We start from the raw sequence: 23,500 nt of genomic DNA on the forward strand, positions 1-23,500 counted from the left end.
GCCGGTTTACCCACTGCGCAGAACCTCCACTCGGCCTCTCGAGGGGGCAAGAAAATCAAAAGCCAGATCAAGATCAAACGCAAAGCGAGGCGGCCTTAAAGCCGATCTGATTGCAGGTCTGACCGTGCTGTGATCGTTCCCACGCTCTGCGTGGGAATGCCGCCAGGGACGCTCGGCGTTCCGCAGACGACGCATGACGTGAGCCATGCGCAATGGTGACGCGGAGCGTCACAGGATGCATTCCCACGCAGAGCGTGGGAACGATCAATTGGGGGTATCTGCAAAGATCAGGTCGGCTGTCAGGCCGCCTCGCTTTGGTTTTTGATCTGGGGCGCCCCGTTAACCGCGATGGCCGAACGCAGGCATTGCGTAGTGGGGAAACCGGCAGGACGCCGGTTTAGCCACGCTGGGCCATGGATGGCCCATCGCGGCGACCCACGGAGCAATGCCGGAGTGAGGGCATGCCGAGCCTAGGCGAGGCACCGAGTGGTGGGGCAAAGCCTTTTGCTTCCTTTTTGGCGTTTGAAAAAGGAAGTCGCTGTAAGAGCGAAACCATAAGTGGGCGTTACCGCAGCAACGGATATGTACTCAGAAAACAATCTCCCACAAGCTTCGACCCGGCATGGACCAAAGTTGGTAGAGGCTCCGATGGGGGGCAAGAAAATCAAAAGCCAGATCAAGATCAAACGCGAAAGCGAGGCGGCCGACCTGATTTCAGGTGAACGCATTCCCCTGTGGAGCTACCGCAGGCTGCGATCTTTTTCTTCAACCCCGCAGCAAGTTGCCCCAACTCAAACCCCCTCCCTTACCTCCACCAATTGCCCCAACCGACTACGCGTGCGCGCCAGGTCTATAGCGTCACCGCCCAGGCTTTCGCGCAGTGAGCGCTGGCCCAGCAATGTCAGGTGCTTGTCCTGGTCATACAAGACGTCGACCAGGTTGATGAATCGCTGCTGCGCGGCAATCGAGCAGTCGGCGAGGTCGGGCAGTTCGTCGATGATCCAGTGATCGAAGCGGCGACACAGCTCCAGGTAATCCATGACCGCTGTGGGGTGGTCGCACAGGTCGCTGAAAGTAAAACCGACGGCGCGTCCTTTGCAGAAGCGGGCCGATAGATGGCGAGTGCCGACGGCCAGGGCAATGGCCGGTCCGTTCGGCGCCGGCAGGTTCGATGTCTGGCGTTGCGCCAGTGTGGCGGGCCAGACGTATCGGCCCTGGGTGAACAGCTGGTGCGCATGGGTTCTGGCCTGGCTGCGATAGTCGTGGGGCCCGCCGACTTCCATGACGTGCATGCGCGCATTTATCAGGTCGATCACGGGCTTGAAGCGCGCATGGTAAAGCGGGTTGGGCAGCAGGCCTTCAGGCGGGTAATTGGAGGTGAGCAGCAGCAGGATCCCCCTGTGGAACAGCGCCTTGAACAGTCGCGTGATGAGCATCGCATCGCCGATGTCGTGGACGTGAAACTCGTCGAAACACAGCACCCGACAATCGCTCAGTAACTCATCCAGCGTGGTCGCCAGCGCATCCGGTTCGTTGCGATGGCTGAACATGCCCTCGTGCAGACGGGCAAAAAAACCGTGGAAGTGCAGGCGCTGCTTCTGGGCAAGGGGGATCGCCTGGAAGAACCCGTCGAGCAGCCAGCTTTTGCCGCGGCCGACGGCGCCGTGCAGGTAAAGCCCGGGCAGTGTCTTGCCTGGCGTACCCAACAGTTTTGATGCGTGCTGCGCCATGCAGTCGATGACCCGTTGCTGGCTATGGCTGAGGGTGTAGCCCTGAGAACAGGCCTTGTGGTGAAAGTAGTCGTGAATTACCCGCGCATTCGCGCAGTGACGGTCAGGCCCGGCCGATATCTTGCCGAAGAGGCGGCGCAACGCTGGCCAGCGCAGAGTGAGTCGCGAATGCTTGGGTGGTCGAGCGGCCACTGTGATGTCCCCGTGATCTTCAGTCAGGCTCCTTGAGCCGCGGCGGCATAGTTTAACCAGTTGGGTAGTTTTGCTTCCAGTTGTGTCGTCGGTTTTGCGGGCGATGACGTCGATAAACGGTCGCTCATAACCAACGCCATTGGTCAACTAATTGCTAAGCAACCTAACTATTACGTTGACATTGGCTGCCTAGGCAGTAATATTTCGACATACATTCACTGCCTAGGCAGCTAATCGGTATTCAGATGAAGCATTTCACGCCAGACGATTTCCATAATTGCCACCTCGGCCTCCTGCTCGGGCGCGCTGCGCTGCTCAAGGACCGGATCATCGATACGCACATGGAACCCCACGGCATCACCGCGGCGCAGTTCAAGGTGCTGATCATCATGGCCCAGTTCGGCGTCGATTCGCCGGGTGAGCTGTGCCGGTACCTGTCCCTGGACAGCGGTTCGATGACGCGCATGCTCGATCGTCTGGAACAGAAAGGTTTCCTCGCCCGCCAGCGCTCCGAGGCAGACCGTCGGCAGATTCAGCTAGTGCTGACCGACGAGGGCCAGAAACTCGCCGATCTTCTGCCGGGCATCGGCACCGAAGCCATGAATGAACTGGCCGGAGCCATCACGCCGGAAGAACTGAAAACCCTGGAATCCATTCTCAAGAAAATCCTGGTAGCGGCCGGTGACTCGATCACCCTGCAGCGGTTAGGTGACCAATGAACGTGAAAACCTTGCGCACTGGCGTCAGCCTGCTTCTGTTGGCCATGGGCCTGGCCGGTTGCGCCAGTTACAGTGGCCTGACCACCGAAGGTGTCAGCCTTGATGCAAAAAACCTCAAGGCGGGGCAATCCCTCAGCGGCGTGACGCTGTCGCCGGCGGCCTGGCCGAAAAGCGACTGGTGGAAAAGTCTCGGCGATCCGCAGCTCGACGGTCTGATCCGCGAGGCCCTGCGCGACAGCCCCGACATGCAGATCGCCGACGCCCGCGCCCATCAGGCCAGCGCCGCGGCCTATGCCGCCGACGCCACGCGGATGCCGACACTGGATGCCAGCGCCGGCGTCAGCCGTTCGCGTCTGGCCCGGGACCAGGACCCGCTGGGGCAGGGTGGCAATTACTCCACGGTGCGCAACATCAGCGCCATCTTCAATTACAACTTTGACCTCTGGGGCGGTCAGCGTGATGCCTGGGAAGCGGCGCTGGGGCAGGCCCGTGCCGCCGAGGTCGACCAGCAAGCCGCGCAGTTGACCTTGTCCGCTGACGTGGCCCGCGCCTACAGCGACCTGGGGCAGGCGCACATCGTCCATGACCTGTCCGCCGAAGACCTCAAGCGTACCCGGCAAATGCTTGATCTGAGCCAGCGCCGCCTGAGTTCGGGGATCGACAGCCAGTATCAGTTCCAGCAGACCGAAAGCCTGGAAGCCACCTCCGAAGCCAATTTGATCGATGCCGAGAAGCGCCTGCAAAGCGCCAGGATCGCGCTGGCCGTGCTGCTTGGCAAAGGCCCGGATCGCGGCAACGAAGTCGCTCGACCGAACATTCTCAAGCCGGGTGCCGTGGCCCTGCCGTCGGTGCTGCCAGCCGAACTGCTCGGACGTCGTCCGGACCTGGTGGCTGCGCGCTGGCGGGTCGAGGCGGCGAGCAAGAATATCGATGCTGGCAAAACCCAGTTCTATCCAAACTTGAACCTCAGCGCCGCGGCCGGTGCCGAATCATTGCTGGGCGATGCGATGTTTGGTTCGGCCAGCCGCTTCTTCAATGTCGCACCGACGATTTCCGTACCGATTTTCGACGGTGGTCGACTGCGCGCCGACCTCGATTCCCGCGACGCCGACTACGACCTGGCGGTGGCGCAGTACAACAAAATCCTGGTCAGGGCGCTGGGCGACGTCAGCGACAGCATCAATCAGTTGCGTGACATCGGTCGCCAGATCGCGGCCCAGCAACACGCCACCGACATCGCCCAGGACTCTTACAACACCGTGGTCCAGCGCTACGGTTCCGGCATCGGTAACTATCTGGACGTGCTCAGTATTGAGCAGCAGTTGCTCCAGGCCCAGCGCCAATTGGCCAACCTGAATGCCGAGCAGATCGACCTGTCGATCCAGCTGATACAGGCGCTGGGCGGCGGTTTCCAGCCAGAGGCCATGGCCTCGGCCAATACCGCGCCAGCCACGCTGACCCAATAATTCAAGGAATTTGTCATGGCCACTGCCAATACAACGCCAACCACTGAAAACAACCCGGCCAATTCCGATTCGGGCAAGCGCAAGTTCATGCTGCTGGCCCTGGCGGTGGTGGTCGCGCTGGGCAGCGCAGGCGTCTGGGCCTATCACGAATTTTACGGGCGCTGGAGCGAAAGCACCGACGATGCCTATGTGAATGGCAACGTGGTGGAAATCACCCCGCTGGTTACCGGTACCGTCGTCAGTATCGGCGCCGACGATGGCGACCTGGTCCACGAAGGCCAGGTGTTGGTGAACTTCGACCCGAACGACGCCGAAGTCGGTCTGCAAAGCGCCCAGGCCAATCTGGCCCGGACTGTTCGTCAGGTTCGCGGTCTGTACAGCGACGTCGACGGCATGAAAGCCCAGGTCAACGCCCAGCAAGCTGAGGTGCAAAAAGCCCAGGACAACTTTAACCGGCGGAAAAATCTCGCCGTCGGCGGGGCGATTTCCCAAGAGGAACTGTCCCACGCCCGTGATGACCTGACCTCGGCGCAAAACGCCTTGGCCACCGCCCAACAAAAGCTCAAGACCACCGCCGCACTGGTCGATGACACGGTGGTTTCATCGCACCCGGACGTGATGGCCGCCGCTGCGCAATTGCGTCAGGCCTACCTCAACAACGCCCGAAGCACCCTGATCGCGCCGGTCACCGGCTACGTGGCCAAGCGCAGCGTGCAACTGGGGCAGCGCGTGCAGCCGGGGGAGGCGCTGATGGCGGTGATCCCGCTGGATCAATTGTGGATCGACGCCAACTTCAAGGAAACCCAGCTGCGTGACATGCGTATCGGCCAGCCGGTGGAGATCGAAACTGATCTCTACGGCAGCAGCGTGAAATACAGCGGCAACATCGACAGCCTTGGCGCTGGCACGGGCAGCGCGTTTGCCTTGCTGCCGGCGCAGAACGCCACTGGCAACTGGATCAAGATCGTGCAACGGGTGCCGGTGCGGATTCATATCAACGCCCAGGAGCTGGCCGAGCATCCCCTGCGCGTTGGCCTGTCGACCGTGGTCGATGTGAACCTGCGTGACCAGAGCGGCCCGGTGCTGGCGCAGCAGCCGCCGCAAAAGGCTTCGTTCAGCACCGCCATCTATGACCGCCAGTTGACCGAGGCCGATGCCATGATCACGCAATTGATCCACGACAACAGCGCCGCGGTGAGCAAGACCGCGCGTCGCTGACTCGCCAATCTGCCATCACACCAACCCCTGTGGGAGCGAGTCTGCTCCGGGCGGCGTTCCGAGGATAGCGTCCGGTCAGTCAACATTAGTGTTGGATGGGATACCGCTTCGCGAGCAGGCTCGCTCCCACAGGGTTAGCGGCGTCAGCCGAGTATCAAAGGATTCGCGATGAGCAATAACGCGTCATTCACGCCCCCCAGCCTGGTGCTGAGCACCATCGGCCTGTCGCTGGCGACCTTCATGCAGGTGCTCGACACCACGATCGCCAACGTGGCGCTGCCGACCATTTCCGGCAACCTGGGGGTGAGTTCGGAGCAGGGCACCTGGGTCATCACGTCTTTCGCGGTGAGCAACGCCATCGCGTTGCCGCTGACCGGCTGGCTGAGCCGGCGGTTCGGTGAGGTAAAGCTGTTCCTGTGGGCGACCGTCCTGTTTGTGCTGGCCTCATTTCTCTGCGGTATTTCCACATCGATGCCGGAGCTGATCGGCTTTCGGGTGCTGCAAGGCCTGGTGGCGGGACCGTTGTACCCGATGACCCAGACGCTGCTGATCGCCGTTTATCCGCCCGCCAGGCGCGGCATGGCCCTGGCGCTGCTGGCGATGGTCACGGTGGTCGCGCCGATTGCAGGGCCTATCCTCGGCGGCTGGATCACCGACAGTTACAGTTGGCCGTGGATCTTCTTCATCAACGTGCCGATCGGGATCTTCGCGGTCATGGTCGTGCGTTCGCAGCTCAAGGCGCGGCCGGTGGTGACCAGCCATCAGCCGATGGATTACGTCGGTTTGATCACCCTGGTCATCGGCGTCGGGGCGTTGCAGGTGATCCTCGACAAGGGCAATGACCTGGACTGGTTCGAATCGAGCTTCATTCTCATCGGTGCGGCCATTTCGGTGATTGCGCTGGCGGTGTTCGTGATCTGGGAAATGACCGACCAACACCCGGTGGTCAACCTGCGCCTGTTCGCCCACCGCAACTTCCGCATCGGCACCCTGGTGCTGGTGTTGGGGTACGCCGGTTTCTTCGGGATCAACCTGATCCTGCCGCAATGGTTGCAAACCCAGATGGGTTATACGGCAACCTGGGCCGGCCTGGCGGTGGCGCCAATTGGCATCCTGCCGGTCCTGATGTCGCCGTTTGTCGGCAAATACGCGCACAAGTTCGACCTGCGCTTGTTGGCGGGCCTGGCATTCCTGGCGATTGGCTTGAGCTGTTTCATGCGTGCCGGCTTTACCAGCGAAGTGGACTTCCAGCACATCGCCCTGGTGCAGTTGTTCATGGGCATTGGCGTGGCGTTGTTCTTCATGCCGACCCTGAGCATCCTGATGTCGGACCTGCCGCCGAGCCAGATCGCCGACGGCGCGGGGCTGGCGACGTTCCTGCGGACCCTGGGCGGCAGCTTCGCCGCGTCGTTGACCACCTGGATCTGGATTCGCCGTGCGGACCAGCACCATGCCTACATGAGCGAAAGCATCAGCACCTACGAGCCCGCAACCCGCGAGGCCCTGCATGCACTGGGTGGTGCGAGCAACCCGGCGTACGCGCAGCTCGACCACGTGTTGACCAGCCAGGCGTACATGCTCTCCACCGTGGACTACTTCACGTTACTGGGGTGGGCGTTCATGGGGTTGATCCTGATCGTATGGCTGGCGAAACCGCCGTTTGCGGCGAAGGCTGGGCCTGAAGCATCCGGCCATTGATGTAGCGGACAGATCGTTCCCACGCTCTGCGTGGGAATGCCTCAACGGACGCTCCGCGTTCGGCTCTGGAAGGGACGCGGAGCGTCCCGGGCTGCATTCCCACGCAGAGCGTGGGAACGATCAACTCAAGAAGAGGGGAAATCAAACGGTGCCAGGGCAAACCCGCTGTCGTCGACCTGCAACGCCCAACCCTGTTTATCCCAATCCCCCAGCACGATACGCCTGGCTGCCAGATCGCCGATCTGCAACTTGTGAATGGCCGGACGATGGGTATGCCCGTGGATCAAGGTTTTCACGCCATATTGCTGCATGATCCGTGGAATCTCTTCGGGCGTGACATCGACAATGTCATTGGCCTTCATGCGCGTCTGCGCCCGGCTTTCACTGCGCAGCTTGCGTGCCAGCTTATGCCGGGTGCTTAACGGCAGATGCCGCAAGATGAACAGGGTGATTGGGTTGCGCAGGTAGCGCCGCAGCTTCATGTAGCCTTCGTCGCGGGTGCAGAGGCTGTCGCCGTGCATCAACAGCACGGGTTCGCCGTTGAACTGCACGACACTCGGATCTTTGAGCAGGGTGCAGCCGGCCTGTTTGCAGAACGCCTTGCCCAGCATGAAATCGCGATTGCCGTGCATCAGGAAAATGGCCGTGCCGCTGTCGCTCAATTCGCGCAGGGCCTGGCAGATGGAACGCTGGAAAGGGGTCATGGCGTCATCGCCAATCCACGCCTCGAAAAAGTCGCCCAGAATGTACAGTGCACTCGCCGAGCGGGCGCGCCCGGCGAGTAAATCCAGAAACGCCCGGGTAATGTCCGGGCGCTCCTCTTCCAGATGCAAGTCTGAAATCAGCAGTATCACTCAATGATCTCGGCTTTCTCGATGATCACGTCGTCTGCCGGTACGTCCTGGTGGCCGGCCTTGGAAGTGGTGGCCACGCCTTTGATCTTGTCGACGACGTCGGTGCCGGCGGTCACTTTACCGAATACCGCGTAGCCCCAGCCCTGCACGTTCTTGCCGCTGTGGTTGAGGAAGCTGTTGTCAGCCACGTTGATGAAGAACTGCGCGGAAGCCGAATGCGGCTCCATGGTGCGGGCCATGGCGACGGTGTACTTGTCGTTGGAAAGACCGTTGTCGGCTTCGTTCTGGATGCTTGGGCGCTTGTCTTTCTTTTCTTTCATGCCAGGCTCGAAACCGCCGCCCTGGATCATGAAGTTACCGATGACACGGTGGAAAACCGTGTTTTCGTAGTGACCGGCTTTAACGTACTCGATGAAGTTGGCCACGGTGATCGGGGCTTTCTCGGCGTTCAGGTCCAGGACGATGTCGCCGTGGTTGGTGGTCAGTTTGACTTGAGTCATGATCGCTACTCTTTAAGGAATTCGTGGGTTTCGGGGCAGTACGGCCCCCAACCGGTTTGGCCAGCGCTGGCCAAGGTGCGCAGTTTAGCGTGACAGGCACGAATTTCGAGGCTGTTTTTTCATTTACAGCCTATTAAATGCGACGGTTTACAGAGCGCGCTCTGTCAGGTACTTGACGGCATCGGCTATGATAGCGGCTTTGTTTTGTCCGGCCTTCATTACGGCCACGCACTTGTACGTTCAAGGATCCTATGAGCAAGCCCACTGTCGACCCTACCTCGAATGCCAAGACCGGCCCTGCCGTGCCGGTCAACTTCCTGCGGCCGATCATCCAGGCAGACCTGGACTCGGGCAAGCACACGCAAATCGTCACCCGTTTCCCGCCTGAACCCAACGGCTACCTGCACATCGGCCACGCCAAGTCGATCTGTGTGAACTTCGGCCTGGCCCAGGAGTTCGGCGGCGTCACGCACCTGCGTTTCGACGACACCAACCCGGCCAAGGAAGACCAGGAATACATCGACGCGATCGAAAGCGACGTCAAATGGCTGGGCTTCGAATGGTCCGGCGAAGTGCGCTACGCCTCGCAATATTTCGACCAGTTGCACGACTGGGCGGTGGAGCTGATCAAGTCTGGCAATGCCTATGTCGACGACCTGACCCCTGAACAGGCCAAGGAATACCGTGGCACCCTGACCGAGCCAGGCAAGAACAGCCCGTTCCGCGACCGCAGCGTCGAAGAGAACCTGGACCTGTTCGCCCGCATGAAGGCCGGTGAATTCCCGGACGGCGCACGCGTGCTGCGTGCCAAGATCGACATGGCTTCGCCGAACATGAACCTGCGCGACCCGATCATGTACCGCATCCGCCACGCTCATCACCACCAGACCGGCGACAAGTGGTGCATCTACCCCAACTACGACTTCACCCACGGTCAGTCGGACGCCATCGAAGGCATTACCCACTCGATCTGCACCCTGGAATTCGAAAGCCATCGTCCGCTGTACGAGTGGTTCCTGGAGAACCTGCCGGTGCCGGCCAAGCCGCGCCAGTACGAATTCAGCCGCCTGAACCTGAACTACACCATCACCAGCAAGCGCAAGCTCAAGCAGCTGGTCGATGAAAAGCACGTCAACGGTTGGGACGATCCACGCATGTCCACGCTGTCGGGCTTCCGTCGCCGAGGCTACACACCAAAATCGATTCGCAACTTCTGCGAAATGATCGGCACCAACCGTTCCGACGGCGTGGTCGATTTCGGCATGCTCGAATTCAGCATCCGTGACGACCTCGACCACAGTGCCCCGCGTGCCATGTGCGTGCTGCGTCCGCTGAAAGTCGTGATCACCAACTACCCGGAAGGCCAGGTCGAGAACCTTGAACTGGCATGCCACCCTAAAGAAGACATGGGTGTGCGCGTCCTGCCATTCGCCCGTGAGCTCTACATCGACCGTGAAGACTTCATGGAAGAGCCGCCAAAAGGCTACAAGCGCCTGGAGCCGAACGGCGAAGTGCGCCTGCGCGGCAGCTACGTGATCCGTGCCGACGAAGCGATCAAGGACGCCGATGGCAACATCGTCGAACTGCGTTGCTCGTACGATCCGGACACCCTGGGCAAGAACCCTGAGGGCCGCAAGGTCAAGGGCGTTGTGCACTGGGTGCCGGCCGCTGCCAGCGTCGAGTGCGAAGTGCGCCTGTACGATCGCCTGTTCCGTTCTCCCAACCCGGAGAAGGCCGAAGACAGCGCCAGTTTCCTGGACAACATCAACCCTGACTCGCTGCAGGTACTCACCGGTTGTCGTGCCGAGCCTTCGCTTGGCAACGCACAGCCGGAAGACCGTTTCCAGTTCGAGCGCGAAGGTTACTTCGTCGCGGATATCAAGGACTCGAAACCCGGTCATCCGGTGTTCAACCGTACCGTGACCCTGCGTGATTCGTGGGGCCAGTGATTCAAGGAAATAACGTGCTTACGATCTACAACACGCTCACCAAGAGCAAAGAAGTCTTCAAGCCGCTTGATGGCAACAAGGTGCGCATGTACGTGTGCGGCATGACCGTGTACGACTACTGCCACCTCGGCCACGGCCGTAGCATGGTCGCCTTTGACCTGGTGACCCGCTGGTTGCGTTTTAGCGGCTACGACCTGACTTATGTGCGCAACATCACCGACATTGACGACAAGATCATCAATCGGGCCAACGAGAACGGGGAGTCGTTCGAAGCGTTGACCGAGCGCATGATCGCGGCGATGCACGAAGACGAAGCGCGCCTGAACATCAAGAAGCCGGACATGGAGCCTCGTGCCACGGATCACATCCCGGGCATGCACGCGATGATCCAGACCCTGATCGACAAGGGGTACGCCTACGCCCCGGGCAATGGCGACGTGTACTACCGCGTCGGCAAGTTCATGGGCTACGGCAAGCTGTCGCGCAAGAAAATCGAAGACTTGCGCATCGGCGCACGCATCGAAGTCGACGAGTCCAAGCAGGACCCGCTGGACTTCGTGCTGTGGAAAGCCGCCAAGCCGGGCGAGCCGAGCTGGGAATCGCCGTGGGGCGCCGGGCGTCCGGGCTGGCACATCGAGTGCTCGGTGATGTCCACCTGCTGCCTGGGCGAAACCTTCGACATTCATGGCGGCGGCAGCGACCTGGAATTTCCGCACCACGAAAACGAAATCGCCCAGAGCGAAGCGGCCACCGGCAAGACCTACGCCAACGCGTGGATGCATTGCGGCATGATCCGCATCAATGGCGAGAAGATGTCCAAGTCCTTGAACAACTTCTTCACCATTCGCGACGTGCTCGATAAGTACCACCCGGAAGTCGTACGTTACCTGTTGGTGTCGAGCCACTACCGCAGTGCCATCAACTATTCGGAAGACAACCTCAAGGACGCCAAGGGCGCCCTGGAGCGTTTCTACCACGCGTTGAAAGGCCTGCCGAGCGTGGCGCCGGCCGGTGGCGAAGCCTTCGTCGAGCGTTTCACCCAGGTGATGAACGACGACTTCGGCACGCCGGAAGCCTGTGCGGTGCTGTTCGAGATGGTGCGCGAGATCAACCGCCTGCGCGAGAACGATCTGAACGCAGCGGCCGGCCTGGCTGCGCGTTTGAAAGAACTGGCCAGCGTGTTGGGCGTGTTGCAGCTTGAAACCGATGACTTCCTGCAAGCCGGCGCCGAAGGGCGTGTGGATGCAGCTGAAGTCGAAGCGCTGATTGCTGCGCGCCTGGCGGCGCGTGCCGGCAAGGACTGGGCCGAATCCGACCGTATCCGCGACCAGCTCACTGCCATGGGCGTGGTGCTGGAAGACGGCAAGGGCGGCACGACCTGGCGTCTGGCTGACTGATTGCTGCACCGGATGATCGTTCCCACGCTCTGCGTGGGAATGCAGCCCGGGACGCTCCGCGTCCCAAATCAAAAGCCGAACGCAGAGCGTCCGTTGAGGCATTCCTTTGCGGCGCGTGGGAACGATCAATTTTTGTGATGTTTGAGTTTTGTGTGCGAGGCAGATCCTCTGTGGGAGCGAGCCTGCTCGCGAAGGTCTCAAGCCGAGCACTGCCAGGGTGGATTGCGAATTACTCCGCCTGGCGAAGTCGCTTGTAAAGGGTATTGCGACTAACCCCCAACCGCCGTGCCAGATGCGAAATATTCCCCCCAACTGCCTGCAACTGCCGGTTCAAATCCTCGGCATCATCAAGATCCACCGCCAACGGCTCTGGCGTCTCCACTGGCTCCATCTCCAGATCGACAAAAAAATCATCCGGCAAATGCTCCGGCCGCACCGGTTGTTCCTCGGCCATGGCCAGCGCCACCTGCATCACGCTGCTGACTTGCCTTAAATTCCCCGGCCAGGGGTGACGGCTGAACAGTTCCAGCACCTCGCGACTCAATCCCGCCCATTGCGAGGGTTCACGATGCTGTTCCCACAAGCGTTTGAACAGCGCCTCTTTATCACTGCGCTCCCTTAATGGCGGCAGTTCCAGGGTCAGGCCACCAATGCGGTAGTACAAGTCCTCGCGAAAGCGCCCCAGTTGTACCTGCTCGCGCAACGAGCGGTTGGTCGCCGAAATGATGCGAATGTCCACCGGGAACAACTCGCTGCTGCCCACCGGTTGCACACAACGCTCCTGCAGCACACGCAGCAAGCGCGCCTGGGTTGGCAGCGGCATGTCGCCGATTTCATCGAGGAACAGCGTGCCTTTGTCGGCCTTGCGGATCAGGCCGATGCTGCCTTTCTGGTTGGCGCCGGTGAACGCGCCTTTTTCATAGCCGAACAGCTCAGACTCCACCAGTTCGGCGGGAATGGCCGCACAGTTCACGGCGATGAACGCCTGTTTGTTGCGCGAGCTGGCCTGATGCAGGGCTTTGACGAACACTTCCTTGCCGACCCCGGTTTCGCCATGAATCAACAACGGAATGTCCTTTTCCAGCAGGCGCTCGGCCTGGCGCACGGCTTTTTCCACGCGGCTGTCGCCAAAATGCAGGGTGTTGAGGCTGATGGCGGCGGGCGCCGTGACGCTGGGTTCGGTGAACACCCGCGCTTGAACAGGTGCCATCTTTGGCCGCTTCAACAGGCACTGGAATCGATTGCGCCCGCAAGTCTGAAGCGAGAAGGGCAAGCCTTCGGGTTGATTGAGCAGCTCCAGCAAGGAAACCTTGAACAGACTCTCGACACTGACCCGCGACAAGCTCACGCCCAGCAGGTTGTCGGCGCGACGATTGGCGGACAGCACCTGGCCACTCTCATCGAAGATCAGCAACCCGGCCCACTGGCTGTCGAGATTGTTCAGGCCGGTGTTAAACGTCAGTTGAAAATGCTGGCCGTGGAACAGGTTGAGAATCAGCCGGTTTTCCACGGTCTGGCTCATCATCTTGACCATGCCCAGGGTATGGGAGGGCGGCAGGTAGCTGTCGCTGGACACATCCAGCACGGCGATGACCTTGCGCTCGGCATCGAAAATCGGCGCGGCGGAGCCGGTCATGAAGCGGTTGGCCTTGAGAAAGTGCTCATCGTGCTCGATGTGCACCGCCTGTTCGCAAGCCAGCGCGGTACCGATCGCATTGGTCCCGCTGCAGCGCTCCATCCAGCTGGCACCAGCGCTGAAGCCACGGGTCAGGCTCGGTTCGATAAACCGTTGGGTGCCCCAGGATGTCAGCACCTGGCCCTGATTGTCGGCGAGCATGATCAGGCAGTTGGAGTTACTGAGGATGTTTTCGTAGTACGGCAGGACTTCCTGATGGGTGGTCTGCACCAGGGAATGCTGGCTCTCCAGCAATTGCTTGATGCCTTCGGCGGGCAGTTGATCGAAGGCCGGGGTGCTCTGATGGTTGAGGCCGAAGGCGCGACAACGTTTCCAGGAGTCCTGGATGATGGCGTCGTGGGTCAGCGGCGAGGCGGATGTGACCATGGCAGTCAGTCTCTGAATCAGCATTTTTATTGTTGTTATAGGCACATGCTATCCCCTGTAGGAGCTGCCGCAGGCTGCGATCTGTTGATCTTGATTTTGAACAGCAAAATCAAAAGATCGCAGCCTGCGGCAGCTCCTACAGGGGGCGTGAACAGTGTGTAGATTGTTGTTCACTAATGTTCATTGTCAATCGTTGAACTGTTCAGTTGTTCAGTCCCGATTGTTCATTTGTGTTCAGCAATGAACGTGACCAGGTAGTCACTTTTAAGGATTCAGAGCCAAATCAACCACTTGTATTTTTTGGCACAGATGTCGCTATACCGCTCAGGTCGCTTGACTCCAAAAATAAAAAGGCCGAGCCATGTCATTAACCCTGGAGCATGTCAGCCGCACCGTCGAGGGCCAGACCTGGATCGACGATGCGTGCCTGCGTTTCGAACCCGGATCCTTCAATGTCTTGCTCGGGCGCACGCTGTCCGGCAAGACCAGTCTCATGCGCCTGATGGCCGGGCTGGACAAGCCTGACACCGGTCGCATCCTGATGAACGGCGTCGATGTCACCCAACGCCCGGTGCGCCTGCGCAACGTGTCGATGGTGTATCAGCAGTTCATCAATTACCCGACCATGACCGTCTTCGAGAACATCGCCTCGCCGTTGCGCCAGGCCGGTGTGTCCAATGAGCTGATCCAGAGCAAGGTGCTGGAAACCGCGAAGATGCTGCGCATCGAGAAGTTCCTGCAGCGTTTTCCGCTGGAACTGTCCGGTGGCCAGCAGCAGCGCACCGCGATGGCACGGGCGCTGGTCAAGGATGCCGAACTGATCCTGTTCGACGAGCCACTGGTCAACCTCGACTACAAATTGCGCGAAGAGCTACGCCAGGAAATGCGCGAGCTGTTCAAGGCGCGCCATACCATCGCCATCTATGCCACCACCGAGCCCAACGAAGCCCTGGCCCTGGGCGGCACCACCACCATTCTCCATGAGGGCCGGGTGATTCAGAGCGGCCGGTCGTCCGAGGTTTACCACCAACCGCAGACCGTGCTGGCGGCCGAGTTGTTCTCCGAGCCGCCGATCAACCTGATGCCGGGTCGCATTGCCGGCAACGAAGTGAGCTTCGCCAATTTCGTGCACTTCCCGTTGAACGTCGACTTGCGCCCGGTGGGCGAGGGCGAGTTCCGCTTCGGCGTGCGCCCCAGTCATATCTCGCTGGTGCCGAGTAACGACGATGACCTGGAACTCGCGGTGACCGTTGAAGTGGCGGAAATCAGCGGCTCGGAAACCTTCCTGCACGTGCGCAACGAGCATTTCCTGCTGGTGCTGCACTTGCCTGGCGTTCACGAATACGACGTCGATGCGCCGATCCGCATCTACATACCGACCCATAAACTGTTTGTGTTCGATGCGCAGGGGCGGCTGGTCCAGGCGCCCGGCCGGCGCGTCGCGAGGGTTGCCTGATGGCCGAAATCCGTTTGCAGAACCTCGCTCACAGCTATACCAGTACCCCGAGCGGCCCAGAGGACTACGCGATTCGCCAGATGGACCACGTCTGGGAACAGGGCGGCGCCTATGCCTTGCTCGGCCCGTCGGGCTGCGGCAAGTCGACTTTGCTCAACATCATTTCCGGCTTGCTCAGCCCGTCCCAGGGGCATGTGTTGTTCGATGGCAAAGCCGTCAACAACCTGACCCCGGAAAAGCGCAACATTGCCCAGGTGTTCCAGTTTCCGGTGGTGTACGACACCATGACGGTGTTCGACAACCTGGCGTTTCCGCTGCGCAACCAGGGCATGGCCGAGGCGAAAATTCACACCAAGGTGCGGGAAATCGCCGAGGTTCTCGACCTGCAAAGCCTGCTGAGCAAGAAAGCCAGCAACCTCACCGCTGACGAAAAACAGAAAGTCTCCATGGGCCGTGGGCTGGTGCGCGATGACGTCTCGGCCATCCTCTTCGACGAGCCGCTGACGGTGATCGACCCGCACCTGAAGTGGAAGCTGCGGCGCAAGCTCAAGCAGATCCACGAGCAGTTCAACATCACCATGGTCTACGTCACCCACGATCAGTTGGAGGCCTCGACCTTCGCCGACAAGATCGCGGTGATGTACGGCGGGCAGATCGTGCAGTTCGGCACGCCGCGAGAATTGTTCGAGCGGCCGAGCCACACCTTTGTCGGCTATTTCATCGGTAGCCCGGGGATGAACTTGATCGAGGTCGAGGCGCAACCGGGGGGCGTCGGTTTCGCTTCGACGCATCTTCCGTTGTCCGAGGCCATGCAGAAATGCATCGCCGAATCCGAATGGCACACCCTGAAGGTTGGAATTCGCCCGGAGTTCATTCATGTCTGGGACGAACCTTTTGATGACGCGCTGCGTGCACAAGTCGTACACGTCGAAGACCTCGGCACCTACAAGATCATGACCTTGAACCTCGATGGCGTGCCGCTGAAAGTGCGCCTGGCCGAAGACAAACCGGTGCCCGAAGGCACGGCGTATATCAGTTTTCCGGCGCAGTGGCTGATGGTCTATGCCGATGATTTCCTGCTGGAGCCGCAATCAGTAGGTGAGGTGCAACCATGAACAAAGTGCAGAACAACAAGGCCTGGTGGCTGGTGCTGCCGGTGTTCCTGCTGGTGGCGTTCAGTGCGGTGATCCCGATGATGACCGTGGTCAACTACTCGGTGCAGGACATCTTCGACCAATCCAGCCGCTACTTCGTCGGTGCCGACTGGTACAAGCAGGTACTGCTCGACCCGCGTCTGCACGACTCGCTGCTGCGCCAGTTCATCTACTCGGCGTGCGTGCTGCTGATCGAAATCCCGCTGGGTATCGCGATTGCCCTGACCATGCCGACCAAGGGGCGCTGGTCGTCGGTGGTGCTGATCATCCTGGCGATTCCCTTGCTGATCCCGTGGAACGTGGTCGGCACCATCTGGCAGATCTTCGGTCGGGCCGACATCGGCCTGCTGGGGGCGAGCCTCAAGGCCATGGGTATCAACTACAACTATGCGGCGAACACCATGGACGCCTGGGTCACCGTGCTGGTGATGGACGTCTGGCACTGGACCTCATTGGTGGCGCTGTTGTGTTTCTCCGGGCTGCGGGCAATTCCGGACGTGTACTACCAGGCGGCGCGGATCGACCGTGCCTCGGCCTGGGCCGTGTTCCGCCATATTCAGTTGCCCAAGCTCAAGAGTGTGCTGTTGATCGCCGTGATGCTGCGCTTCATGGACAGTTTCATGATCTACACCGAGCCGTTCGTACTGACCGGTGGCGGGCCAGGCAATGCCACGACCTTCCTCAGCCAGACCCTGACGCAGATGGCGATCGGACAGTTCGACCTGGGGCCGGCCGCAGCGTTCTCGCTGGTGTACTTCCTGATCATCCTGTTGGTGTCCTGGCTGTTCTATACCGCCATGACTCACTCTGACGCCAACCGCTGAGGCCATCATGAGCATGAGAAAGCTTGTTCCACTGCTGATCTACATCCTGTTCCTGCTGGTGCCGATCTACTGGCTGCTGAACATGTCCTTCAAGAGCAACAGCGAAATTCTCGGCGGCCTGACGCTTTTCCCACAGGATTTCACCCTGGCCAACTACAAGGTGATCTTCACCGATCCAAGCTGGTACACCGGTTACATCAACTCGGCGTACTACGTGAGCCTGAACACGATCATCTCCCTGACTGTGGCATTGCCGGCGGCCTATGCGTTCTCGCGCTACCGTTTCCTGGGCGACAAGCACCTGTTCTTCTGGCTTCTGACCAATCGCATGGCACCGCCGGCGGTGTTCCTGTTGCCGTTCTTCCAGCTGTATTCATCGATCGGCCTGTTCGACACCCACATCGCCGTGGCCCTGGCGCACTGTCTGTTCAACGTGCCACTCGCGGTGTGGATTCTCGAAGGCTTCATGTCGGGCGTTCCCAAGGAAATCGACGAAACCGCCTACATCGATGGCTACAGTTTTCCCAAGTTCTTCGTGAAGATTTTCATCCCGCTGATCGGCTCCGGAATCGGCGTCACGGCGTTTTTCTGCTTCATGTTTTCCTGGGTCGAACTGCTGCTGGCGCGAACCCTGACCTCGGTAAATGCCAAGCCCATCGCGGCGGTGATGACTCGCACGGTCTCGGCGTCCGGCATCGACTGGGGCGTGCTGGCAGCGGCGGGGGTGTTGACCATTCTGCCGGGCATGCTGGTGATCTGGTTTGTTCGCAACCACGTGGCCAAGGGCTTTGCCCTGGGCCGGGTATGAGGAACTGATGATGGAATGGATGAGTTGGACCGTCCCCACGGCGGCGTTCTTCAGCGTCATTGCCTTGATCCTCGTAGGCATGACGACCTGGGAATTGCGTTCGCCGAGCATATTGCGACGAGGTTTTTTGCCGATTGCCACCACCCGTGGCGATCGGTTGTTCATCGGTCTTCTCGGCAGCGCCTACCTGCATTTGCTGGTAATCGGCGTGACCGACTGGAGCATCTGGGTCGCCTTCGCGTTGTCCCTGGTGTGGCTGTTGGTGGTGATGCGTTGGGGCTAGTCGAATCGCTCGGCAATGTTGCTCCGAAACTCAATAAGGAGGTCTCTATGTTCGACAAAAACAATAAGCTGCGACATAGCATTTCATTGGCAGCCATGCTGGCACTCAGCGGTTTGAGCGCGTCTGCCTGGGCCGATGCCTATGAAGACGCCGCGAAGAAATGGATCGGCAGTGAATTCAAGCCGTCGACCCTGACGGCCGATCAGCAACTCGAAGAGCTGAAGTGGTTCATCAAGGCGGCGGAGCCGTTTCGTGGGATGAGTATCAAGGTGGTTTCGGAAACCATCGCCACCCACGAATACGAGTCCAAGGTGCTGGCCAAGGCCTTCACCGAGATCACCGGGATCAAGCTGACCCACGACCTGTTGCAGGAAGGCGATGTGGTGGAAAAGCTGCAGACGCAGATGCAGTCGGACAAGAACATCTATGACGGCTGGGTCAACGACTCGGACCTGATCGGTACGCACTTTCGATACGGCAAGACCGAATCGATCACCGACCTGATGGCCAACGAGGGCAAGAACTTCACTTCGCCGACCCTGGACATCAAGGACTTCATCGGCATCTCCTTCACCACCGCGCCGGACGGCAAGATCTATCAATTGCCTGACCAGCAGTTCGCCAACCTGTACTGGTTCCGCGCCGATTGGTTCGAACGTGCGGACCTCAAGGCCAAGTTCAAGGAAAAGTACGGCTACGAGCTGGGTGTACCGGTGAACTGGTCGGCCTATGAAGACATCGCCAAGTTCTTCAGCGAAGACGTCAAGGAAATCGACGGCAAGCGTGTCTACGGGCACATGGACTACGGCAAGAAAGACCCGTCCCTGGGCTGGCGTTTCACTGACGCCTGGTTCTCCATGGCCGGTGGTGGCGACAAGGGCATTCCCAACGGCTTACCGGTGGATGAATGGGGTATCCGGGTCGAGGATTGCCATCCGGTCGGCTCCAGCGTGACCCGTGGCGGCGACACCAACGGCCCGGCGGCAGTGTTCGCCACCACCAAATACGTGGACTGGATGAAGAAATACGCACCACCGGAAGCGGCGGGCATGACCTTCTCCGAGTCCGGGCCGGTGCCGTCCCAGGGCAACATCGCCCAGCAGATCTTCTGGTACACCGCCTTCACCGCCGATATGACCAAGCCGGGCCTGGCAGTGATGAACGCCGATGGCACGCCGAAATGGCGCATGGCACCGTCGCCACGCGGACCGTATTGGGAGGAGGGCATGAAGCTGGGGTATCAGGACGTGGGTTCCTGGACGTTCATGAAGTCCACGCCTGAGAAGCAGAAACTGGCAGCCTGGCTGTATGCGCAGTTCGTGACCTCTAAAACCGTGTCGCTGAAGAAAACCATCGTCGGCCTGACCCCGATCCGCGAATCGGACATCAACTCGCAGGCCATGACCGACCTGGCACCGAAACTCGGCGGCCTGGTGGAGTTCTACCGCAGCCCGGCCCGCGTGCAATGGACCCCGACCGGGACCAACGTGCCGGACTATCCACGCCTGGCGCAACTGTGGTGGAGCCACATCGCCGAAGCCGCCAGCGGCGAAAAAACCCCGCAACAGGCACTCGACGGCCTGGCCAAGGATCAGGACGCGATCATGTCCCGGCTGGAACGCTCGAAGGCACAAGCCACCTGCGCCCCGAAAATGAACCCCGAGCGCGACGCGCAGTACTGGTTCGACCAGCCGGGCGCCCCGAAACCGAAACTGGCGAATGAGAAGCCGCAGGGTGAAACTGTGAGCTATGCAGAGTTGCTGAAGTCGTGGGAGGCGGCGCGTAAGTAAAAGTTTGGAAGGTGAAATGCGAACGGCACCGGAAGGTGCCGTTTTCATTTGTGTCTGATAAGGCCTCTTCGCGAGCAAGCCCGCTCCCACATTAGATCGGCGTCGGACTCAAGTTATGTGTTCACTGCAGATCAACTGTGGGAGCGGGCTTGCCCGCGAAGAGGCCGTCTCTGGCAATCGATATCTAATGGACGGTCAAATGTATGAAGGTTAGAAGATCGCAGCCTTCGGCAGCTCCTACAGGGTGTACCTCGTTCCAATGTAGGAGCTGCCGAAGGCTGCGATCTTTTGATGTCGACTCAATAACAAAAACGGCACCCGAAGGTGCCGTTTCTGTTTACTACCGAGTGTCGCTTAAGCGATCAACCCGCCAGACCCGATTGCTGTACCAGGTTCAACAGCGGCTGTGGATACAGGCCGAGGAAGAACGCCAGTACCGCGATGGCCAGCAGCATCACGCCGCCTGCACGTTGTTCCCAGTGCAGTTGCGCATCGTGGCGACGCAGGTTTGGTTCGATCAGGTACAGGGTGACCATGACACGCAGGTAGTAGAACACGCCGATGGCGCTGCCCAGTACCAGGGAGCCGACCAGCCACCATTGTTGCGACTGGACACCGGTGGCGATGATGTAGAACTTGCCGATGAAGCCCGCGGTCAGCGGGATACCAGCCAGGGACAGCATCATCACGGTCAGTACGGCAGTCAGGTACGGACGGCGCCAGAACAGGCCGCGGTATTCGTACAGGGCATCGGCGTCACGGCCGTTGTACGGCGAGGACATCAGGGTGATCACGCCGAAGGCGCCAAGGCTGGTGATCACGTAGGTGACCAGGTACACGCCGATGGCTTCCACGGCCAGACCCTTGCTCGCCACCAGGGCGATCAGCAGGTAACCGAAGTGAGCAATGGACGAGTAACCCAGCAGACGCTTGAGGTTGCTCTGGGTCAGCGCCAGCAGGTTACCGAACAGGATCGACGCGATGGCGATGATGGTCAGCACGTCGCTCAGTACACCGCTGCTCGCCGCTGGCGAGATCTGGAACAGACGCACCATCACCGCGAACACCGCGACTTTGGAGGCCGTGGCCAGGAACGCTGCAACCGGCGCCGGAGCACCTTCGTAGACGTCCGGGGTCCAGAGGTGGAACGGTACCAGCGACAGTTTGAACGCCAGGCCGATCAGCATCATGCCCAGGCCCAGTTGTGCCAGCGAGCTTGGCAGGCCGGTGGCGGCCAGAGCCTGGCCGATACCGACGAAGCTCAGGGAGCCGGAGTCGGCATACAGCAACGCCATGCCGAACAACAGGAACGCGGAACCGGCAGCCGACAGCACCATGTACTTGATGCCGGCTTCCAGCGAACGCTTGTTGAAGAAGGCATAGGCGACCAGGCCGTAGACCGGTACCGAGAGCAGTTCCAGGCCAATGAACAAGCCAGCCAGGTGCTGCGCGCTGACCAGCACCAGGCCACCGGCGGCGGCCATCAGGATCAGCAGGTACAGTTCTTCACGGTTGCCCGGGTAACCCGAACCGCCATCGCCGAGGTAGGCATGGGCGAGGGTCACGCAAGCGAGGGTGGCGACCAGGATCAGCGCCATGTACAGGCAGGCAAAGGTGTCGATCTGCAGCAATGGCGTCACGGCCAGGGGCGCGACTTTCAGGGCTGGCAGGATCGACAGCAAAGCCAGGTTCAGACCCGCCACCGACAGCAGGAAGGTCTGGGAGTGGTTGCGGCGCCAGGCAATCGCCAGCATCACCACGATGATCGTGGCGCTGGTGATCAACAACGGCGCTAGCGCGATAAAGTGTTGAGTCGTGAATTCCATAGCGCTCTTACCGGGCCGAAGCGAGTTGAGTGAAGGCGGTGCCGAGCCACTGCTGCACGCCATGCATCGTCGCGGCAGAGGTATCGAGGAACGGTTGCGGGTAGACGCCGATGTAGATCAGCAGCGCAGCCAGGCCGACCACCATGATCATTTCGCGACCGTCCATGCCATGCAGGACCGCATCCGACTTGGCCGGACCGAAGTACGCACGGTGGATCATGATCAGCGAGTAGACCGAACCGAACACCAGGCCGGACGTCGCGATGATGGTGACCCATGGCGCGATCGGGAAGGTGCCGATCAGGATCAGGAACTCACCGACGAAGTTACCGGTACCCGGCAGGCCCAGGGACGCCGCTGCAAAGAACAGGCTGAGGGCTGGCAGGTAGGCGATCTTCGACCACAGGCCGCCCATTTCGCGCATGTCGCGAGTGTGGGTACGCTCGTACAGCTGGCCACTGAGGATAAAGAGTGCCGCCGCCGACAGGCCGTGCGCGAGCATCTGCATCACCGCGCCCTGCAGCGCCAGTTGGCTGCCGGAATAGATGCCGATCAGTACGAAGCCCATGTGGGAAACGGACGAGAAGGCAATCAGACGCTTGATGTCGGTTTGCGCGAACGCCAGGAACGCGCCGTAGAAGATCCCGATCAGACCCAGGGTCATGGCGAACGGCGCGAACTCGGCCGAGGCATTCGGGAACAGCGGCAGGGCGAAACGCAGCAAGCCGTAGGCAGCAGTCTTCAGCAAGATACCGGCCAGGTCCACGGAACCTGCGGTCGGCGCCTGGGCGTGAGCGTCAGGCAACCAGGAGTGGAACGGTACGACTGGCAGCTTCACCGCGAAGGCGATGAAGAAGCCGAGCATCAGGATGTACTCGGTGGTCGTCGACATCTTGGTTTTCAACAGGTCGGCGTAGTTGAACGTAATCACGCCGGTGTCGTTGAAGTTGACCAGTACCAGGCCCAGGATCGCCACCAGCATGATCAGGCCGGAAGCCTGAGTGAAGATGAAGAACTTGGTCGCCGCGTAGATCCGGGTTTTCTTGCCGTCCGAAGAACTGTGACCCCAGAGCGCGATGAGGAAGTACATCGGCACCAGCATCATTTCCCAGAAGAAGAAGAACATGAACAGGTCGAGGGCCAGGAACACGCCGACGACACCGCCCAGGATCCACATCAGGTTCAAGTGGAAGAAGCCCACGTGACGCTGGATCTCTTTCCACGAGCAGAGTACCGAGAGGACACCCAGCAGGCCGGTCAGCATGATCATCAACAGCGACAGGCCGTCGAGGGCCAGGTGCACGTTGATGCCGAAGCGCTGGATCCAGACGTGCTTGAACTCAAGCGCCCAGGTCGGATCGGCGCCAGGCGCCGGGGCAAACGAATAGTCGCCGTTAGCCCACAGCCAGAGGCCGAGGGCGAGCAACAGGGACATGGTGATCAGCGCAATCCAGCGGGGGAGGGTGGCGCCGAAGCGCTCACCCAGCCAGCACAGCAGGCCGCCGATGAAGGGGATCAGGATTAGCCAAGGCAGAATCATGACGGGCTCAATTCCTTTCGCAAGTTCGCAAGGT

General features: G+C 60.3%; 18 protein-coding genes. 12 read left to right on the top strand and 6 right to left on the bottom strand.

Annotated elements, in window-relative coordinates; genetic code table 11:
- Positions 1-791: 791 nt before the first annotated feature.
- Positions 792-1,922 (bottom strand): cell division protein ZapE, encoded by a 1,131-nt coding sequence (gene zapE / locus AC3WWR_RS13330; protein ID WP_492598786.1) that lies wholly within the window; start codon positions 1,920-1,922, stop codon positions 792-794.
- A gap of 245 nt (positions 1,923-2,167) precedes the next feature.
- On the opposite strand from zapE, the gene AC3WWR_RS13335 reads away from it, so the two are divergent.
- From AC3WWR_RS13335 to AC3WWR_RS13350, 4 genes are all read left to right on the top strand, one after another.
- On the top strand, positions 2,168-2,641 hold the full coding sequence (locus AC3WWR_RS13335; protein WP_020801191.1) for a MarR family winged helix-turn-helix transcriptional regulator: 474 nt from the start codon (positions 2,168-2,170) through the stop codon (positions 2,639-2,641).
- On the top strand, positions 2,638-4,107 hold the full coding sequence (locus AC3WWR_RS13340; RefSeq protein WP_492598787.1) for an efflux transporter outer membrane subunit: 1,470 nt from the start codon (positions 2,638-2,640) through the stop codon (positions 4,105-4,107). Before AC3WWR_RS13335 ends, AC3WWR_RS13340 begins: the two co-directional genes overlap by 4 nt.
- A 15-nt stretch (positions 4,108-4,122) precedes the next feature.
- Positions 4,123-5,325, top strand: a complete 1,203-nt coding sequence (locus tag AC3WWR_RS13345; RefSeq protein ID WP_020801189.1) for an HlyD family secretion protein — start codon at positions 4,123-4,125, stop codon at positions 5,323-5,325.
- Positions 5,326-5,493: 168 nt separating this feature from the next.
- Complete coding sequence (locus AC3WWR_RS13350; RefSeq protein WP_020801188.1) at positions 5,494-7,023, top strand: DHA2 family efflux MFS transporter permease subunit; 1,530 nt, start codon at positions 5,494-5,496, stop codon at positions 7,021-7,023.
- 125 nt (positions 7,024-7,148) lie between these two features.
- Here the strand turns inward: AC3WWR_RS13350 and lpxH are convergent, their stop codons facing one another.
- Entirely contained in the window at positions 7,149-7,877 is a 729-nt protein-coding gene (lpxH, locus tag AC3WWR_RS13355; protein ID WP_033045694.1) for a UDP-2,3-diacylglucosamine diphosphatase, read from the bottom strand.
- Positions 7,874-8,377, bottom strand: coding sequence for a peptidylprolyl isomerase (locus AC3WWR_RS13360; protein WP_020801186.1), 504 nt, complete (start codon positions 8,375-8,377; stop codon positions 7,874-7,876). Before AC3WWR_RS13360 ends, lpxH begins: the two co-directional genes overlap by 4 nt.
- A 251-nt stretch (positions 8,378-8,628) precedes the next feature.
- Between AC3WWR_RS13360 and AC3WWR_RS13365 the strand changes: the two genes are divergently transcribed.
- A complete protein-coding gene (locus AC3WWR_RS13365) occupies positions 8,629-10,326 on the top strand; it encodes a glutamine--tRNA ligase/YqeY domain fusion protein (protein WP_020801185.1) in 1,698 nt (565 codons plus the stop codon).
- Positions 10,327-10,340: 14 nt separating this feature from the next.
- Positions 10,341-11,723 carry a cysteine--tRNA ligase gene (gene cysS, locus AC3WWR_RS13370; RefSeq protein WP_033045696.1) on the top strand — a complete coding sequence of 461 codons (1,383 nt, stop codon included), beginning with the start codon at positions 10,341-10,343 and terminating at the stop codon, positions 11,721-11,723.
- A 229-nt stretch (positions 11,724-11,952) separates the two neighbouring features.
- On the opposite strand, the gene AC3WWR_RS13375 is transcribed toward cysS, so the two are convergent.
- A complete protein-coding gene (locus AC3WWR_RS13375; protein ID WP_042955948.1) occupies positions 11,953-13,785 on the bottom strand; it encodes a sigma-54-dependent Fis family transcriptional regulator in 1,833 nt (610 codons plus the stop codon).
- Between the two features lie 361 nt (positions 13,786-14,146).
- Here AC3WWR_RS13375 and AC3WWR_RS13380 point away from each other — a divergent pair, with 361 nt between their 5' ends.
- From AC3WWR_RS13380 to AC3WWR_RS13405, 6 genes are read left to right on the top strand one after another with little or no spacing between them, the layout of a single operon-like run.
- Positions 14,147-15,241, top strand: a complete 1,095-nt coding sequence (locus tag AC3WWR_RS13380; RefSeq protein WP_020801181.1) for an ABC transporter ATP-binding protein — start codon at positions 14,147-14,149, stop codon at positions 15,239-15,241.
- Entirely contained in the window at positions 15,241-16,356 is a 1,116-nt protein-coding gene (locus AC3WWR_RS13385; RefSeq protein ID WP_020801180.1) for an ABC transporter ATP-binding protein, read from the top strand. Before AC3WWR_RS13380 ends, AC3WWR_RS13385 begins: the two co-directional genes overlap by 1 nt.
- On the top strand, positions 16,353-17,219 hold the full coding sequence (locus AC3WWR_RS13390; protein ID WP_020801179.1) for a carbohydrate ABC transporter permease: 867 nt from the start codon (positions 16,353-16,355) through the stop codon (positions 17,217-17,219). Before AC3WWR_RS13385 ends, AC3WWR_RS13390 begins: the two co-directional genes overlap by 4 nt.
- A gap of 7 nt (positions 17,220-17,226) precedes the next feature.
- The gene (locus tag AC3WWR_RS13395; RefSeq protein ID WP_008061967.1) at positions 17,227-18,027 is read left to right on the top strand and encodes a carbohydrate ABC transporter permease; all 801 of its coding nucleotides are present in this window, start codon (positions 17,227-17,229) and stop codon (positions 18,025-18,027) included.
- Positions 18,028-18,037: 10 nt separating this feature from the next.
- Complete coding sequence (locus AC3WWR_RS13400; RefSeq protein WP_020801178.1) at positions 18,038-18,310, top strand: DUF2160 domain-containing protein; 273 nt, start codon at positions 18,038-18,040, stop codon at positions 18,308-18,310.
- A 47-nt stretch (positions 18,311-18,357) separates the two neighbouring features.
- Positions 18,358-20,100 carry an ABC transporter substrate-binding protein gene (locus AC3WWR_RS13405; protein WP_008061970.1) on the top strand — a complete coding sequence of 581 codons (1,743 nt, stop codon included), beginning with the start codon at positions 18,358-18,360 and terminating at the stop codon, positions 20,098-20,100.
- Positions 20,101-20,462: 362 nt separating this feature from the next.
- Here AC3WWR_RS13405 and nuoN read toward each other — a convergent pair whose 3' ends face one another.
- Together nuoN and nuoM are read right to left on the bottom strand one after the other, a co-directional pair.
- Positions 20,463-21,926, bottom strand: a complete 1,464-nt coding sequence (gene nuoN, locus AC3WWR_RS13410) for an NADH-quinone oxidoreductase subunit NuoN (RefSeq protein ID WP_020799549.1) — start codon at positions 21,924-21,926, stop codon at positions 20,463-20,465.
- Positions 21,927-21,933: 7 nt separating this feature from the next.
- A complete protein-coding gene (nuoM, locus tag AC3WWR_RS13415) occupies positions 21,934-23,466 on the bottom strand; it encodes an NADH-quinone oxidoreductase subunit M (protein WP_020799548.1) in 1,533 nt (510 codons plus the stop codon).
- Positions 23,467-23,500: the final 34 nt, after the last annotated feature.

The sequence above is a fragment of the Pseudomonas sp. EB271-G4-1 genome (assembly GCF_058791355.1).